Source organism: Cellulomonas sp. EB106-03-03-XG116, assembly GCF_058792015.1.
The window spans coordinates 1-15,601 of sequence record NZ_JBYTEP010000045.1 but is presented as its reverse complement, the minus strand read 5'-3'; the positions used below and the strand labels follow the sequence as shown (position 1 = coordinate 15,601).

Genomic DNA, 15,601 nt, shown 5'->3' with positions numbered 1-15,601 from the left:
TGGACGTGAACTCCCTCGCCCCGCTGCTGGTGGCGGTGCCGCTGGCGAGCGCGGCGGTGCTGCTGCTGCTCGGGCGGCGCTCCGACCGCTGGGGCCACTGGCTCGGCCTGCTGGCGTCGACCGCGGCGTTCGTCGTCGGCGCGCTGCTGCTGGTCGAGCTGCTCGGCCGGCCCGCGGACGACCGCTCGATCGACGTGCACCTGTTCGACTGGATCTCCGCGGGGCGGTTCGACCTGTCGGCCGGGCTGCTGGTCGACCCGCTGTCGCTCACCTTCGTCCTGCTGGTGACGTTCGTCGGCTCGCTGATCCACCTGTACTCGGTCGCGTACATGGCGCACGACGCCGCGCGGCGCCGGTTCTTCGCCTACCTGAACCTGTTCATCGCGGCGATGCTGATCCTGGTGCTCGCGGACTCCTACCTGCTGCTGTTCGTCGGCTGGGAGGGCGTCGGCCTCGCGTCGTACCTGCTCATCGGGTTCTGGAACCACCACACCCCGTACGCGGTCGCCGCCAAGAAGGCGTTCGTCGCCAACCGCATCGGCGACCTCGGCCTGCTGGTCGCGCTCATGCTCATGTTCGCGACGTTCGGCTCGGTGGACTTCGCGTCGGTGTCCGCGGGCATCGACGGCGGGCTGGCGTCCACCGCCACGCTCACGGCGATGGGCCTGATGCTGCTGCTCGCCGCGTGCGGCAAGTCGGCGCAGTTCCCGCTGCAGTCCTGGCTCGGCGACGCGATGGCCGGCCCGACCCCGGTGTCCGCGCTCATCCACGCGGCGACGATGGTCACCGCCGGCGTCTACCTGATCGTCCGGTCCGCGCCGGTGTTCGAGGGCGCGCCCACCGCGCAGCTCGTCGTCACGATCGTCGGCGCGATCACGCTGGTGTTCGGGGCGGTCGTGGGCTGCGCGAAGGACGACATCAAGAAGGCGCTCGCCGCGTCGACGATGTCCCAGATCGGCTACATGGTGCTCGCCGCCGGCCTCGGCCCGGTCGGGTACGCGTTCGCGATCTTCCACCTCGTGACCCACGGCTTCTTCAAGGCCGGCATGTTCCTCGGCGCCGGGTCGGTGATGCACGGGATGGACGACCAGACCGACATGCGCCGGTTCGGTGCGCTCCGCCGGTACATGGTCGTCACCTGGGTCACGTTCGGCCTCGGCTGGCTCGCGATCCTCGGCGTCCCGCCGTTCTCCGGCTTCTGGTCGAAGGACAAGATCATCGAGTCCGCGTTCGTGGTGCCCGAGGGCGCCGGCGAGTGGCGGGCCTGGCTGTTCGGCGCGGTCGCGCTGATCGGCGCCGGGATCACCGCGTTCTACATGTCGCGGCTGTTCTTCATGACCTTCCACGGGAAGAAGCGCTGGACCAAGGACGCCGAGGGCCACGAGCCGCACCCGCACGAGTCGCCCGCGCTGATGACCATCCCGATGGTCGTGCTCGCGATCGGCTCCGTCGGCCTGGGCTTCGTGCTCCAGCTCGGCGGCGGCTTCACCACCTGGCTGGAGCCGGTGACCGGGCACGTCGAGCACCACGAGCCGGTGCTGCCGGTCCTGGTGATCCAGGTCGTCACGCTGCTGGCCGTGGCCGTGGGCCTCGTGCTCGCCTGGCGGCAGTACGCCTCGCTGCCGGTGCCGGAGACGGCGCCGGAGGGGTCCGTGCTCACCCGCGCGGCCCGGGTCGACCTCTACCAGGACGCCGTCAACGACGCCGTGCTGGTGGAGCCCGGCCGCCACCTGACCCGCTCCCTCGTCTACGGCGACCGCACCGCCGTCGACGGGACGTTCACCGGGCTCGGCCGCCTCACGGTCGGGATCGGGGAGCTCGTGCGCAGGCTGCAGACGGGCTACGCCCGCCAGTACGCCGCCACGATGCTGCTCGGCCTCGTCGTGCTGGCCGTCGTCGTCCTGGCACCCAGGATCTGAGGGGAAGTCGATGTCGTCCTCCGTCGCCACCACGGACGTGCCGTGGCTGACCCTCCTCATCGTGTGGCCGCTCGTCGGCGCGCTCGTCCTGTGGCTGCTGCCGCGGGGCTCGCGCGCCGCCGTCCCGGCCGACGCCGAGGGCACCGTCACCGCCGGGCCGCGGCGGTACACCCGGCAGATCGCCCTCGGCGTCTCGCTCGTCGAGGTCGCCCTCGGCGTCGGCGCGCTGCTGGCCTTCGACACCGGCGCCGCCCGCGTGCACCAGCTGAGCGAGACCCACGCCTGGATCTCGCAGCTCGGCGTCTCGTACGCGGTCGGCGTCGACGGCGTCGGCCTCGCGCTGGTGCTGCTGTCGGTCGTGCTGGTGCCGGTCGTGATCCTCGCGGCCTGGCGCGAGCAGGGCTCCGGCGCGCTGCCCACCGAGCGGCTGCGGCACTACCTGGCGCTCGTCCTGGTGCTGACCGCGTTCATGGTCGCGGTGTTCGCCGCCCGGGACGTGTTCCTGTTCTACGTGCTGTTCGAGGCCATGCTGATCCCGGTCTACTTCATGATCGGCGCGTTCGGCGGGCCCCGGCGGCGGTACGCGGCCGTGAAGTTCCTGCTGTTCTCGCTCGCGGGCGGGCTCATCATGCTGGCGGGCGTCATCGCCCTCTACCTCCAGGGCCCCGGCGGGCCGCAGGGCTTCCTCACCGAGAACCTCACCGGGCTGGACCTGCCGGTCGGGACCGAGCGCTGGCTGTTCCTCGCGTTCTTCCTCGCGTTCGCGATCAAGGCCCCGATGTTCCCGGTGCACACCTGGCTCCCCGACGCCGCCGAGCAGGCGCCCGCCGGGACCTCCACGCTGCTGGTCGGCGTGCTCGACAAGGTCGGCACCTTCGGGATGCTCACGCTCTGCCTGCCGCTGTTCCCGGCGGCGTCCCGCTGGGCGGCGCCGGTGATCATCGCGCTGGCCGTCGTGTCGATCCTCTACGGGGCGCTGCTCGCGATCGGCCAGCAGGACCTGTTCCGGCTGGTGGCGTACACCTCGGTGTCGCACTTCGGGTTCATCGTGCTCGGCATCTTCGCCTTCACGTCGACCTCGGTCGCCGGCTCGTCGTTCTACATGGTCAACCACGGGCTCTCGACCGGGGCGCTGTTCCTGCTGGTCGGGTTCCTCGCGGCGCGCCGCGGCTCCGCCCGGATCGAGGACTTCGGCGGCCTGCAGAAGGTCACCCCGGTGCTGGCCGGCGTCTTCCTGGTCACCGGCCTGTCCGCGCTCTCGCTGCCCGGCCTGTCGACCTTCGTGTCCGAGTTCCTGGTCCTGGTCGGCTCGTTCGGCACCAACCGCGCCGCCGCGGTGGTCGCGGCGCTGGGCGTCGTGCTGGCCGCGGTCTACGTCCTGTGGACCTACCAGCGCCTGTTCACCGGCCCGGTGCGCGGCGACCTCGCCGGCACCCGGGACATCGGCGGGCGCGAGCGGTGGGTCGTCGGCCCGCTCATCGCGATCATGCTGGTGCTCGGCTTCTACCCGGCGCCCGCGCTGCGGCTGGTGGACGAGCCCGCCGCGCAGACCATCGAGCACGTGGGCGGCGAGCCGCCCGCGGTCGAGATGCCGATCGCCGTCGACGGCGACTCCGAGGGGAGCGAGCAGTGAGCTTCACCGTGCCCGACATCGCGTGGGCCCAGCTCGCGCCGGTGCTCATCGTGCTCGGCGCCGCCGTCGTCGGCGTGCTGGTCGAGGCCCTCGTGCCGCGGCGCGTCCGCCGCGTGGTCCAGCTGACGCTGACCCTGGTCGCCCTCGCGGCCGCCGTCGTCGCGGTCGCCGCGCTCTGGAACGGCGTCGCGGACACCGGCGGCACCGACGTGCTCGGCGGGTCGCTGCTGGTCGACGGCCCGACGCTGGTCCTGTGGGCCATCACCGCCGTGCTCGCGCTGCTGGCCGTGCTCGTGATGGCGGACCGCACCGCCACCGGCGAGGACGCGTTCGCCCCGCAGGGCGCCGCGGTGCCCGGCTCCGGCTACGAGGAGGCCGCGCGCGCCGCGGGCCTGGAGCAGACCGAGGTCTACCCGCTCGTGCTGTTCGCGACCGGCGGCATGCTCATCTTCCCGGCGACGGGCGACCTGCTGACGCTGTTCGTGGCGCTCGAGGTGCTGTCGCTGCCGCTCTACCTGCTGACCGGGCTGTCCCGGCGCCGCCGCCTGCTCAGCCAGGAGGCGTCCATGAAGTACTTCCTGCTGGGCTCGTTCGCGTCCGCGCTGCTGCTGTTCGGCATCGCGCTGCTCTACGGGTTCTCCGGCTCCCTCCGGTACGCCGAGATCGCCGACGCCGTCCGCACCGTGTCCGGCATGGACGGGCTGCTGCTCGCCGGGTCCCTGCTGGTGCTCGCGGGGCTGCTGTTCAAGGTCGGCGCGGTGCCGTTCCACTCCTGGACCCCCGACGTGTACCAGGGCGCGCCCACCCCGATCACCGGGTTCATGGCCGCCTGCACCAAGGTGGCCGCGTTCGGCGCGCTGGTCCGGGTGTTCTACACGGTGGTGCCCGACCTGCGCTGGGACCTCGAGCCGGTGATGTGGACCGTCGCGATCGCCACCATGGCGGTCGGCACGGTCGTCGCGCTGGTGCAGACCGACGTCAAGCGGGTGCTCGCGTACTCGTCGATCGCGCACGCGGGCTTCGTGCTCACCGGCGTGGTCGCGCTGGTGCAGTCCGGGATCACGGCGGTGCTGTTCTACCTGCTGGCCTACGGGGCGGCGACGGTGGGGGCGTTCGGGATCGTGTCGCTCGTGCGGGAGCGCGGGGCGGTGCGGTCGGGTGCGGGCGCGGGTGTCGCGGGTGTCGCGGGCGCGCGGGTGCCCGCGCTGGCGTCGGCGGGCGCGACCGGCGGCGCCTCGGCCGGGTCGACGGTGGACGTCGCGGGGACGGGCGCGGGTGCCGACCGGGCCGACGCCGTGGCCGACCCCGACGGCGAGGAGCCGCCGGTCGAGGCCGAGGGCCCGGTCCTCGGCGAGGCCACGCACCTGTCCCAGTGGGCGGGCCTCGGCCGGACCAACCCGGTGCTCGCCACCACGTTCGCGCTGTTCCTGCTGTCGTTCGCGGGCATCCCGCTGACGGCGGGGTTCACCGGGAAGTTCGCGGTGTTCTCCGCGGCCGTCGAGGGCGGCGCCTGGCCGCTCGCGGTGGTCGGCGTCGTGGCCTCCGCGGCCGCCGCGTTCTTCTACGTCCGGATCATCGTCCTGATGTTCTTCACCAGCCCGCACGGCGGCCCGCGCGACGACGCCGACGACGAGGCCCGCCCGGGCGCCGTGGTCGTCGCGTCGCAGGGGTTCGCGGTCGTCGCCATCGGCGCCTGCGCCGTGCTGACCGTGCTCCTCGGCGTGCTGCCCGGCCCGGTCCTGGACGCCGTCGCGGGCGTCGCCCAGCTCCTGCCCTGACCGCTCTCCCGTCCGCACGCGGCCGTGCGCCCGACCACTCGCGTGGCCGGGCGCACGGCCGCGTCGGTTCTGCCCCGGCCCGTGCGGCCAGATAGGTTCGACCCGTGACTTCCCCGACCGCCCTGCCGCTCGCCGACCCCGTGCTCGCCGAGCGCATCGCGGGACGCCTCGACGTCGTCGAGGAGCGTCTGCGCGCCGCCGTCGCGTACGCCGACCCGCTCGTCGACGACGCCGCGCACCACCTGGCGAACGCCGGCGGGAAGCGCCTGCGCCCGCTGCTCACGCTGCTGTCCGCCGAGCTCGGCGGGACCCCGGGCGCCGACGACGTCCTCGACGCCGCCGTGGTCGTCGAGCTCACGCACCTCGCGTCGCTCTACCACGACGACGTCATGGACTCCGCGCCGCTGCGCCGCGGCGCCCCCGCCGCGCACGAGGTCTGGGGCAACAACGTCGCGATCCTCGTCGGGGACCTGCTGTTCGCGCGCGCCTCCAGCACCGTCGCGCACCTCGGACCGGAGGCCGTCATCATCCAGGCCGGCACCTTCGAGCGGCTGTGCCTCGGCCAGCTGCACGAGTCCACCGGCCCCGGCGCCGACGACGACGCCGTGCAGCACTACCTGCACGTGCTCGCCGACAAGACGGCGTCCCTCATCGCCACCTCCGCGCGGCTCGGCGCCATGTACGGCGGCGCGTCCCCGGAGGCCGTCGAGACCGTCGCCGCGTTCGGCGAGCGGATCGGCGTGGCCTTCCAGCTCGCGGACGACGTCCTGGACCTCACCTCCGCCGGCGACGTCTCCGGCAAGACCCCCGGCACCGACCTGCGCGAGCAGGTGCCGACCATGCCCGTGCTGCTGCTCCGGGAGCGGGCCGCCACCGGCGCCGACCCCGCCGACGCCGAGCTCGTCGCCCGCCTCGACGGCGACCTGTCCGACGACGCCGTGCTCGCCCAGGTGCTCGCCGACCTCCGCGCGCACGACGTGGTCCGGGAGACCCGGGAGCGGGCCGCCGCGCTGGTGACCGAGGCCGTCGACCTGCTCGCGCCGCTGCCGGACGGGCCCGTGAAGGACTCGTTCGTGTCGTTCGCGGACGCGCTGGTCGACCGGGCGTCCTGACGCGCTGACGGCTTCGGGGGGAGCGATGAGCACGCCGGACGTGGCGGGCGTGGCCGGGGGCGGCGCCGGGGCGCAGGTCTGCGCGGTGTGCGGCGCGGGGCTGGAGCCGGGCGCGGCGTTCTGCGGCACGTGCGGGACGCGGGTCGCGGCGGCGCCGGGCGCGGGCGCGCCGGGCGTCGGCGTGCCGGGCGTCGCCGCGCCGCACGCACCCCCGTCCGCCGACCGGGCCGTCGGAGGCGACGACCCCGCCCCGGTGCGAGTGGATCCACTCGCACCGACACGCCCCGGCGGGTCCGCGCGCAAGGATCCACTCGCGCCGGGGACGGGCCCAGGACGCGGCGCGGGGGCGGCTGCGCCGGGCTGGTCGCTCGGGGCCGACGTGGACGACGCCGTCGCGCCCGTGTGGCGCCGGCTCGTGGCCCTGCTCGTCGACCAGGCGCTCGCGGTGCTCGTCGGCAGCGCCGGCCTGCTCGCGGTGCTGCCCGCGCTGCGCTCCGACGGCTCGGTCGGCGCGCTGCTCGTCCCCGGGCTGCTCCTGCTGCTGCTCGCCGCGGGGCAGTGGTTCGCCGAGGCGTTCGGGGGTCGCACGGTCGGCGGCGCGCTGCTCGGCACCCGCACCGTGTCCGCCCGGACGGGCCGCGCGCCCGGCCTGTGGGCGGTGCTCGTGCGGAGCGTCGTCCAGGCGCTGGGCGTCCTGCTCGGGGGCGTCGGCGTGTACGTCGTCGCGGGCTCCGGCGCCTGGGACGAGGGCCCGGAGCAGCGCGGCTGGCACGACAAGGCCGCGGGCACCCTCGTGCTCCGCGCCCGCGCGCCCCGCCGCGAGGACTACCCGGAGCCCGCGCCCGCTGCCGCGGCGCCCGCGCCGTCGTCCGCGCCCGCCGGCCGGTCGTCGGGCCCCACCTCCGGCCCGCCGCGCCCGACGACGACCCCGCCGTCCGCCGAGGTCGCGCCGTCCGAGGCCGCGCCGCGCGTCGCGCCGACCTCGGGCCCGCCCGCGCCCGTCGCGCCCGCCCCGGACGCCGCCCCGGTCGACGCGGACGTGCCCACGCGGGCACCGCACGCGCCCGCCGACCGCGCGGCGGCCGCTCCGCGCGAGCCGGCACCCGCGCCGCTCGCTGCTGCGCCGCAGAGGCCGGTCGCACCCACCTCGGCGCGCGAGGTGCGCGTCCGCCCCGCGGCGGCCGCCGGCACGCGCGAGGACCTCGCTGCGCCCGTCACCTCCGGGCCGGTCGTCCCCGCTGCCGCCCCCACCCCGGTGGCGCCCGCCGCCGCGTCGGACGGGACGGAACCGATCGAGGCCGCCTCGGCGACAGTCCTGCCGGCCCCGACGCCCGCCCCGCTCGACCCTGCGCCCGCGGCCCCGGGCGGTGTGGTCGACACGCCCCCGGCGCCCGTCGCGGACGACGGCGCCCGCCCCCCGCGGCACGCAGCGCCCACCCCCGCCGCGCCCGAGCCCGCCGCCCCGGTCGACCCGCCGCCCCCGCGCACCCCGTCGCCCGACGCCGCTCCCGGCGTGCCTGTCGTCCCCACCCCGGCGGCCGACCCCCCGCCCGACCTCCCGGACACCACCGTCCCGACCGCCGACCTCGGCGACCTCGAGCACACCCGCGTCGGCCGCTGGGCGGGCTCGCTGGACGCGGCGTCGTCGACGCTCGCCCTGGTGCTCGACACCGGCGTCCGGGTGGCCGTCACCGGCCCAGGCCTCGTCGGACGCCGTCCGGTCCCCGGCGCCGAGCAGTGGGCCCACCTGGTCACGATCGACGACCCGGAGCAGTCGGTGTCGTCGACCCACCTGGCGTTCTGGCCGGTCGACGGCGGGCTCGACGTCGTCGACCGCGGCTCCACCAACGGCACCGTCCTCCTGGACGCGGCGGGCAAGCCGTGGAGCCTCCCGCCCGGGCAGCCGGCCCGCGTCGGCGCGGGCTGGACCCTGGTCCTGGGCAGCCGCCGCATCACCGTCAGCACGGCCTGACGCCGAGGCCAGGCGGGCCGCGTCCGAGCCCGGCGGGGCCGCTCGACCTGACCGAGCACCGTCGACCTCGCGCCCGGGAAGGCACGTGCGCCGAGCGCGGTCCTCCGCGCCGAGCGCGGTAGCCGGGGCGACCGCGGTCGGCGGGAGGTACCGCGCTCGGCAGCGCAGCCGCCGTCGGCGGGGGCGACGCTCATCCCGTGCGGATGAGGTGACGCGCGCGCCCCCGGCGGCAGCATGGTCGCAGCCGGGTCTCCCGGCAGGCGCGCCGCCCCGGGGCCGGGGGGACCGGGGCCGGCCGCGCCGCCCTCACGCCGTGCTCGACGCCGGACCGCCGTCGCTCCGCGCCGAGCCCGGCCACCGCCTCAGCGCGCCCCGGGCCTCGAGTGCCTACCCGACACGTCGAGTGCCTATCCGCCGGGTAGGCACTCGACGTGTCGCATAGGCACTCGGCGGCGAGGAGCTGGCTGCGGCCGTCGACGGGCTCGCCCCACCAGGACGGCGCGAGCGAGCAGCCGACGCGTCGAGCGGGTAGTCCGCGGGTGCTCGCTCGACGCGTCGGATGCCCCGTCGAGGCGCGCAGAGCTGGGCACACGGAGCACGGCGCGCGGCACAGGGCGCACCCGGCGCACCCGGCGCGCGGCCGCCGCGGGCGGCGCCGCATCAGAGGGTCGGCGGGGTCCAGGCCAGCTGGACGACCTGGCGGCCCTCGTCGCGCGTCACGAGCTGCGCGCGTCCCGCCACCGACGGCACGGGCTTCGCCCCGCCGACCAGCGCGCCCTCGTCCGGGCTGCCGGACATCACGATGCCCGGCGCGGCCAGGTCGCGGAGCGCCTGCAGGACGGGCTCGTACATCGCGCGCCCGGCGCCGCCGGACCGGCGGGCCAGCACCAGGTGCAGGCCCACGTCGCCCGCCTGCGCGAGCAGCGGCACGAGCGGCTGCAGCGGGTTGCCGGTGGTCGTCGAGACCAGGTCGTAGTCGTCGACGATCACGTAGACCTCGGCGCCGGTCCACCACGACCGGGACCGCAGCTGCTCCGGCGTCACGTCCGGCCCGGGCAGCCGGGTGCGGAGGTAGTCGGCGAGGCCCGCGATCTCGGCGGCCGCCTGGTCCTGGGTGGTGAAGTAGCCCGCGAGGTACTCCTCGGGGATCTCGCCGAGCAGCGAACGCCGGAAGTCGACCGCGAAGATCTGCGCCTGCTGCGGGGTGTGCAGGCGGCGGATCTCGGACGCCACGGCCCGGAGCAGCGCGGACTTGCCGGAGCCGCCGTCGCCGAACGCGTACAGGTGCGGCTCCTCGGCGACGTCGATCCCGACCGGCGCGAGCGCGGCCTCGTCGATGCCGAGCAGCAGCCGGCGCGCGTCGGCGCGGGCGTCGGACCGGACGTGGTCGAGCGTGACCTCGTCGGGCAGCAGCCGGAGCTTGGGGCCGGCGGGGCCCTGCCACGCGGCGTTGACGGTCTCGATGAGGTGCGCGACGCCGGCGCCGAGGGTGTCGGGCGAGGCGTCGCCGTCGACGCGGGGCAGCGCGGTCAGCACGTGGTGCTTCGACACGGCGAGGCCGCGGCCCGGGCGGTCCTTGGGGACGTTGACGGCGACCTTGCGGTCGATCTCCGAGTCCATCGGGTCGCCGAGCCGGAGCTCCAGCCGGGTGCCGAACAGGTCCTTCACCTGGGTGCGGAAGTCCATCCAGCGCGCGGCGGACGCCACGAGGTGCACGCCGAACGTGAGGCCGCGGCCGGCGAGCGCCTGGATGCGCGGCTCCAGCTCGTCGAACTCGGCGCGGATGGTGGACCAGCCGTCGACGAGCAGGAACACGTCGCCGTAGCCGTCGTCGGCGGTGCCCTGCGCGCGGCGGGTGCGGTAGGTCTCGATCGAGTCGATGCCGTTCGCGCGGAAGTACCGCTCGCGCTCGTCGACGATCGACTCGACCTCGGCGACCGTGCGGCGCACGACGTCGGGCTCGGCCCGGGACGCGACGCCCGACACGTGCGCGAGGCCCGCCAGCGGGGCGAACGTGCCGCCGCCGAAGTCGAGCACGTAGAACTGCACCTCGAGCGGGGTGTGCGTGAGCGCGAGCGCCGTGACCACGGAGCGCAGCACGGTCGACTTGCCGGTGCGCGGGGCGCCGACGACGGCCATGTGGCCGGCCGCGCCGCCGAGGGACACGGTGAGGTTCTCGCGGCGCTGCTCCAGCGGTCGGTCGACGGTGCCCAGCGGGACCGTCAGCGTGCCGGCGGACCGCCAGCCCGGGGACACCAGGCCGAGCCGCGGGTCGGCGACCAGGTCTGGCATGAGCTCGTCGAGCGTGCGGGGGACGACCAGCGGCGGCAGCCACACCTGGTGCGCGGGCGGGCCCTGGTCCTTCATCCGCTGCACCGCGATGTCGAACGTCGCCCGCGACTCCTCGGGCTCGGTCGCGACGACCTCGGTGGACGCCGGCTCGGCGACGACGCCGCCGAGCACGGGCGCCGCGGTGAACGACTCCAGCCGGGCGAGCCCGGTGCCCGCGACGGTGCCGCCGGTGGCGGTGCGGCGGCGGGCCTTCGGCGGACCCGAGACGTAGGCGGCGCGGAACTGGATCATCGTCGTGGTGTCGGGCTTGAGGTAGCCCATGCCGGGGACCGGCGGCAGCGTGTACGCGTCGGGGACGCCGAGCACGGTGCGCGACTCGGCGGCCGAGAAGGTCCGCAGGCCGATCCGGTAGGACAGGTGCGACTCCAGCCCGCGGAGCCGGCCCTCCTCCAGCCGCTGCGAGGACAGCAGCAGGTGCATCTGCAGCGATCGGCCCAGGCGGCCGATCGTGACGAACAGGTCGACGAACTCCGGCTTGGCTGAGAGCAGCTCGGAGAACTCGTCGCAGACGATGAGCAGGGCGGGCAGCGGCGCCAGGTCGGTGCGGCCGCCCTTGCGCGCCTTCTCGTAGTCGGCGACGTTCGCGAAGTTGCCCGCGGCGCGCAGCAGCTCCTGGCGCCGGACCATCTCGCCCTGCAGGGCGTCCTGCATGCGGTCGACGAGCGTGAGCTCCTCGCCGAGGTTCGTGATGATCGCGGAGACGTGCGGCATGTCGGCCATGCCGGCGAACGTCGCACCACCCTTGAAGTCGACGAGGACGAAGTTGAGGTCCTCGGACGAGTGCGTCATCGCGAGCGCCAGCACCAGCGTGCGCAGCACCTCGGACTTGCCGGAGCCGGTGGCGCCGATGATCAGGCCGTGGGGGCCCATGCCCTGCTGGGCGGACTCCTTGATGTCGAGCGCGACGGGCTGGCCCTGCGGGGTCACGCCGATCGGCACCCGGAGCCGGTCGCGGGGCAGGCGCGGCCGCCAGGCCACGTCCAGGTCGAGGTCCCGGACGTCGCCGACGCCGAGCAGGTCGACCAGCTCGGACGACACCTCCTCGTCGCCGCGCTCCGGACCCGATTCGACGTGCAGCGGCAGCAGGCGGCGCGCGGTGGCCTCGGCGTCCGCGACGGACATCTGGTCGCCCTCGACCCGCACGGGCGGGTTGCCGAGCCGCAGCACGTCGACCGGCGCGCGGACGGCGTCCTCGGTGGCGACCGCGCCGCCGACGTTGAGCCGCAGCGTCGTCGGCTCGTCGAGCTCGTCCCAGCGGTCGGGGAGCTCCAGGACGGTCACGCCGAGCACGCCGTCGGTGGTGAGGATCGCGTTGCCGACCGGCACGTGCCCGCCGTCGACCACGACCAGCACGTGCGGCAGCGGCGCCTCGGCGGCGTAGCCGAACCGCGGGCGGTCCGTCAGGTCCTCGGGGAGCAGCGACTCGACGTCGGCGAGCGTGGTGCCGATCATCCGGGCTGCGCCCACCGCGTCGCGGGACCGGGTCGAGTGCGCGTGCGGCAGCCACTTGACCCAGTCCCACTCGGGCAGCGCGGCGTCGCTCGCGACGACGGCGATCTGCAGGTCCTCGGGGGCGTGGAACGTGGCGAGCTGGCTGACGACGGCCCGGGCCAGCGCGCGCGACTCCGCGGCGGCGCCGGTCACCTCGATGCGGGCGACCGACCGCACGTCGAAGGCCATCGGCACGCCCTGCTGGACGCGGTGCGTCACCAGGAACCGGTGCGCGGCGGACGCGGCCACCGGGTCGAGCTGCGCCAGCGGCGGGGTCTGCGGGGCCTCGAGGTCGAGGCAGAGCGGCTGCGCGCCGACGCCGACGCGCGCGACCAGGAAGTCGTCGTGCTGCGACCGGCGCTCCCACACGCGGGTGCGCTCCTCGGCGACGGCGGGCAGCGCGCGCGGTTCGGGAGAGGTCCACTCCGCGGCGCGGCGCTGGGCACCCGCGGCCTGGCGGACCGAGTTCCGCAGGTCGGACAGGTAGGCCAGGTACTCGCGGCGGGCGCCGACGACCTGCGCCTGGTGCTGCGAGCGCTGCCGCCAGCCGTTGACGCCGACGAACCCGAGCGAGGCCAGCAGGAACATGCCGGCCGTGATGAAGCCGCGCGGCCCCGGCTGGGTGGTCGCGACGAACACGATCGAGCCGACCGACCCGAGCATCGGGATCGCGTTCGCGAGCATGCCGCTGATGCCGTCGGAGGCCTGGATCTCGGGCGGGGGCTGCAGGACGACCTGTCCGCTGGGGACGGCGGGCGGCTCGAGGCGCGTCCCCTGCTGCGGCGCGATCGACATCGTCGGCGCTCGGTCCCTCCTGCCGGGCGGGGAGCCAGACGCCCCCCGACGTTCCTGTGGCGTCAACCTACCCGCACGGGCGCGCGCGGGTAGGTCGGCGTTCCACCGTCCGGGCGATCCTGGCCGCGGTCCCCCCGGACGGGGGGACGACCGGGGTGCTGACCGGCCCTGACCGCATAGCATGACTGGCGCCGCGCCCGGGGGCGGGCGGGACCGCCGCCGACGCCCCGCCGGGCGCGCGACCGGCGGAGGGAGAGCGCGTGACGGTGCAGTCGACCGGCGCGCCCCTGACGCGCGTCGCCGTGCACCTGGGTGCCCGCCGCCTCGACGTCGCCCTGGACGCCGCCCGCACCCTCGGCGAGCTGCTGGCCGCCGCCGGGGTGCCGCTCGTGCCGGGGATGCTCGTGCTCGACTCGTCCGGCCGCGTCCTCGACCTCGCCGCGCCGGTCGCCGCGCAGGTGGCCGACGGCGCGGTCGTGCACGTCGTCGCGCCCGCGGCGCGCCCGCGGGGCCGGGCCGCCCGGGCCCGCGCCGGCTGGGTCGCCCGCCGGCCCGACCCGCAGCCCGCGCTGCTCGGCGCCGCCGCGGCCGCGTCCGGGGTGCTGGCGGCCGTGGCGCTGATCGACCCCGTCGCGCGGGGCTGGCTCGCGCTGGCCGCCGCCCTGCTGCTCGGGGCCGCCGCGCTCGCGCTGGCCGTGCTGCCCGTGGCGTCGGCGACCGCCGCCACGCTCGTCGCCCCCGTGCTGGCGTTCGCCGCGGGTGTGGCCGCCGTCGACCCGGCCGGGTCCGCCGACCGGCGGCTCGCGCTCGTCGCGGGTCTGGTGGCCGCGACCGCCGTCGCCGCGGTGCGCTGGGTCGCCACCCGGGCGGAGCGCCGGGGCCAGGACGTCGCCGGGGTGCTGGTCGTCGCCGTCGGCGTGGTGGCCGGGCTGGCACTGGCCGTGCTGCTGGCCGGGCTGCCCGGCGTCGTCGCCGCGGCGGTGCTGCTGGGCCTGACGCCGGTCGGGCTGCGGGCGATCCCCGTCATGGCGCTGTCCGTGCCGGACGAGCAGCTGGTCGACCTCGCGCACGTCGCCCGCACCGCCCCGTCCGTCCGCGGGCCGCGGCCGCGCGGGCTCGGCCGGGTCAACGAGCGCCAGGTCGTCCGCACCGTCGACTCCGCCGAGCGCCGCACGGACGCCGGCGTCCTGCTGGTGTGCGCGCTGCCGCCGGTGCTGGTGCCGCTGGTGCTCGTCGCGGCGCTGGGCGACCCGCAGCGGGGGACGCTCCGCGGCTGGGCCGCCGTGGCGCTGGTGGCGGCGCTGGTGGCCGTGCTGTCCCTGCAGCCGCGGGCGGCGCGGGGGCCGGTCGCGCGCTGGGCGCCGCGGGTGGCCGCCGCGCTCGTGCTCGTCGAGCTCGCGGCGCTGGGCGCGCCGCGGCTCGGGCCGGACGCGGTGCTGCTGGCCGCCGGGTGCCTCGTGGTCGGGCTGGCCGCCGCGGCGATCGGCGTGGCGCTCGGGCGAGGGTGGCAGTCGGTGGTGGCGTCCCGGTTCGCCGACTTCGTCGAGGGGCTGGGCGTCGTGCTCGCGCTGCCCGCGGCGCTGGTGGCGGCGGACTTGATCGAGACGCTGCGGCGGGTGACGTCGTGAGGCGGGCCCCCCCTCCCCCGCGACGGGGCAGGGGCAGGACGAGAGCGACGACGGGGGAGCCGACGTGGACCAAACGATGAGCGCGATCCCCGTCGGGACCGTCGCCGTCCGCGCGTGCGCGAGCTGCCACCGGCCGCTGCGCGAGGACGCCCGGTTCTGCACCGCGTGCGGCGCCCCGGCGCAGCCCGACGCCACCGTGACGGTCGTCGAGGGCGCCCAGGGCCGGACCCGCGCCGACGCGCGGCCCCGCGAACCGCGACCCGCCGTGCTGCACCCCGCGTTCGGCGACGCGACCCCGGCCGGCCCCGGGAGGCGCGTGCTGGCCTACGCGCTCGACGCCGTGGCCGTCGGCGCCGTGGCCGGTGGTCTGCTGGCCTGGACCGGCTCGTGGCTGCTCGCGGCGCTCGTCGTCGTCGAGCTCGCCGTCGGCCTGCTCGTCTGGGAGGCGCACACCGGCCGGACGCTCGGCAACACCCTCCTGGGCCTGCGCACCGCGCGCGAGGAGACGCCGTACTCGGTCGGGCCGGCGCGCGGGTTCCTGCGCGGGCTCGTGCTCGCCGCCGGGCACGCCGCAGCGGGGCTCGGGCAGTGGCTGGTCGTGGCGTCGGGGGCGTTCGACAAGACCGGGCGGGCGCAGGCGTGGCACGACCGCGTCGGCCGGGCCGTCGTCGTGGACGTGCGGGCGCACGAGCGGGCCGTGGAGGCGGCCGCCGACGCCGCGGAGCGCGCGGGGGCCGTGGCCGTGGGGACGGCGCCGCGGGCGGGCGTGCAGGTGGGGGCCGCGGGGGTGCCGCAGCAGCCGGGGGCGACGCCGGGGGGCGCGCAGGCAGCGGCCGTCGCCGCGTCGGTGCCGCAGCAGCCGCCGCAGCCGCCGCGCCTGCCTCTTATACACACCTGACGCTGCCGACGAAGGCCGGGGAG

Annotated in this window: 8 protein-coding genes; 7 read left to right on the top strand and 1 reads right to left on the bottom strand. The window is 76.5% G+C overall.

What is annotated here, in order from left to right:
* Window positions 1-5 precede the first annotated feature (5 nt).
* The 5 genes from nuoL to AC3WUG_RS15120 all read left to right on the top strand — a co-directional run bounded on the left by nuoL (window position 6) and on the right by AC3WUG_RS15120 (window position 8,414).
* Window positions 6-1,919 carry an NADH-quinone oxidoreductase subunit L gene (nuoL, locus tag AC3WUG_RS15140; RefSeq protein WP_492328429.1) on the top strand — a complete coding sequence of 638 codons (1,914 nt, stop codon included), beginning with the start codon at window positions 6-8 and terminating at the stop codon, window positions 1,917-1,919.
* Between the two features lie 10 nt (window positions 1,920-1,929).
* On the top strand, window positions 1,930-3,552 hold the full coding sequence (locus AC3WUG_RS15135; protein WP_492328428.1) for an NADH-quinone oxidoreductase subunit M: 1,623 nt from the start codon (window positions 1,930-1,932) through the stop codon (window positions 3,550-3,552).
* Window positions 3,549-5,330 carry an NADH-quinone oxidoreductase subunit NuoN gene (gene nuoN / locus AC3WUG_RS15130; protein WP_492328427.1) on the top strand — a complete coding sequence of 594 codons (1,782 nt, stop codon included), beginning with the start codon at window positions 3,549-3,551 and terminating at the stop codon, window positions 5,328-5,330. The genes AC3WUG_RS15135 and nuoN overlap by 4 nt, the downstream gene beginning before the upstream one ends.
* 104 nt (window positions 5,331-5,434) lie before the next feature.
* Complete coding sequence (locus tag AC3WUG_RS15125; RefSeq protein WP_492328426.1) at window positions 5,435-6,442, top strand: polyprenyl synthetase family protein; 1,008 nt, start codon at window positions 5,435-5,437, stop codon at window positions 6,440-6,442.
* Between the two features lie 379 nt (window positions 6,443-6,821).
* Window positions 6,822-8,414, top strand: a complete 1,593-nt coding sequence (locus AC3WUG_RS15120; protein ID WP_492328425.1) for an RDD family protein — start codon at window positions 6,822-6,824, stop codon at window positions 8,412-8,414.
* Window positions 8,415-9,074: 660 nt separating this feature from the next.
* On the opposite strand, the gene eccCa is transcribed toward AC3WUG_RS15120, so the two are convergent.
* Window positions 9,075-13,052, bottom strand: a complete 3,978-nt coding sequence (eccCa, locus tag AC3WUG_RS15115) for a type VII secretion protein EccCa (RefSeq protein WP_492328424.1) — start codon at window positions 13,050-13,052, stop codon at window positions 9,075-9,077.
* A 260-nt stretch (window positions 13,053-13,312) separates the two neighbouring features.
* Between eccCa and AC3WUG_RS15110 the strand changes: the two genes are divergently transcribed.
* Together AC3WUG_RS15110 and AC3WUG_RS15105 are read left to right on the top strand one after the other, a co-directional pair.
* Window positions 13,313-14,680: a hypothetical protein gene (locus tag AC3WUG_RS15110; protein ID WP_492328423.1), complete on the top strand. Its 1,368-nt coding sequence runs from the start codon at window positions 13,313-13,315 to the stop codon at window positions 14,678-14,680.
* Between the two features lie 76 nt (window positions 14,681-14,756).
* Window positions 14,757-15,578: an RDD family protein gene (locus AC3WUG_RS15105; RefSeq protein WP_492328422.1), complete on the top strand. Its 822-nt coding sequence runs from the start codon at window positions 14,757-14,759 to the stop codon at window positions 15,576-15,578.
* Window positions 15,579-15,601 lie beyond the last annotated feature (23 nt).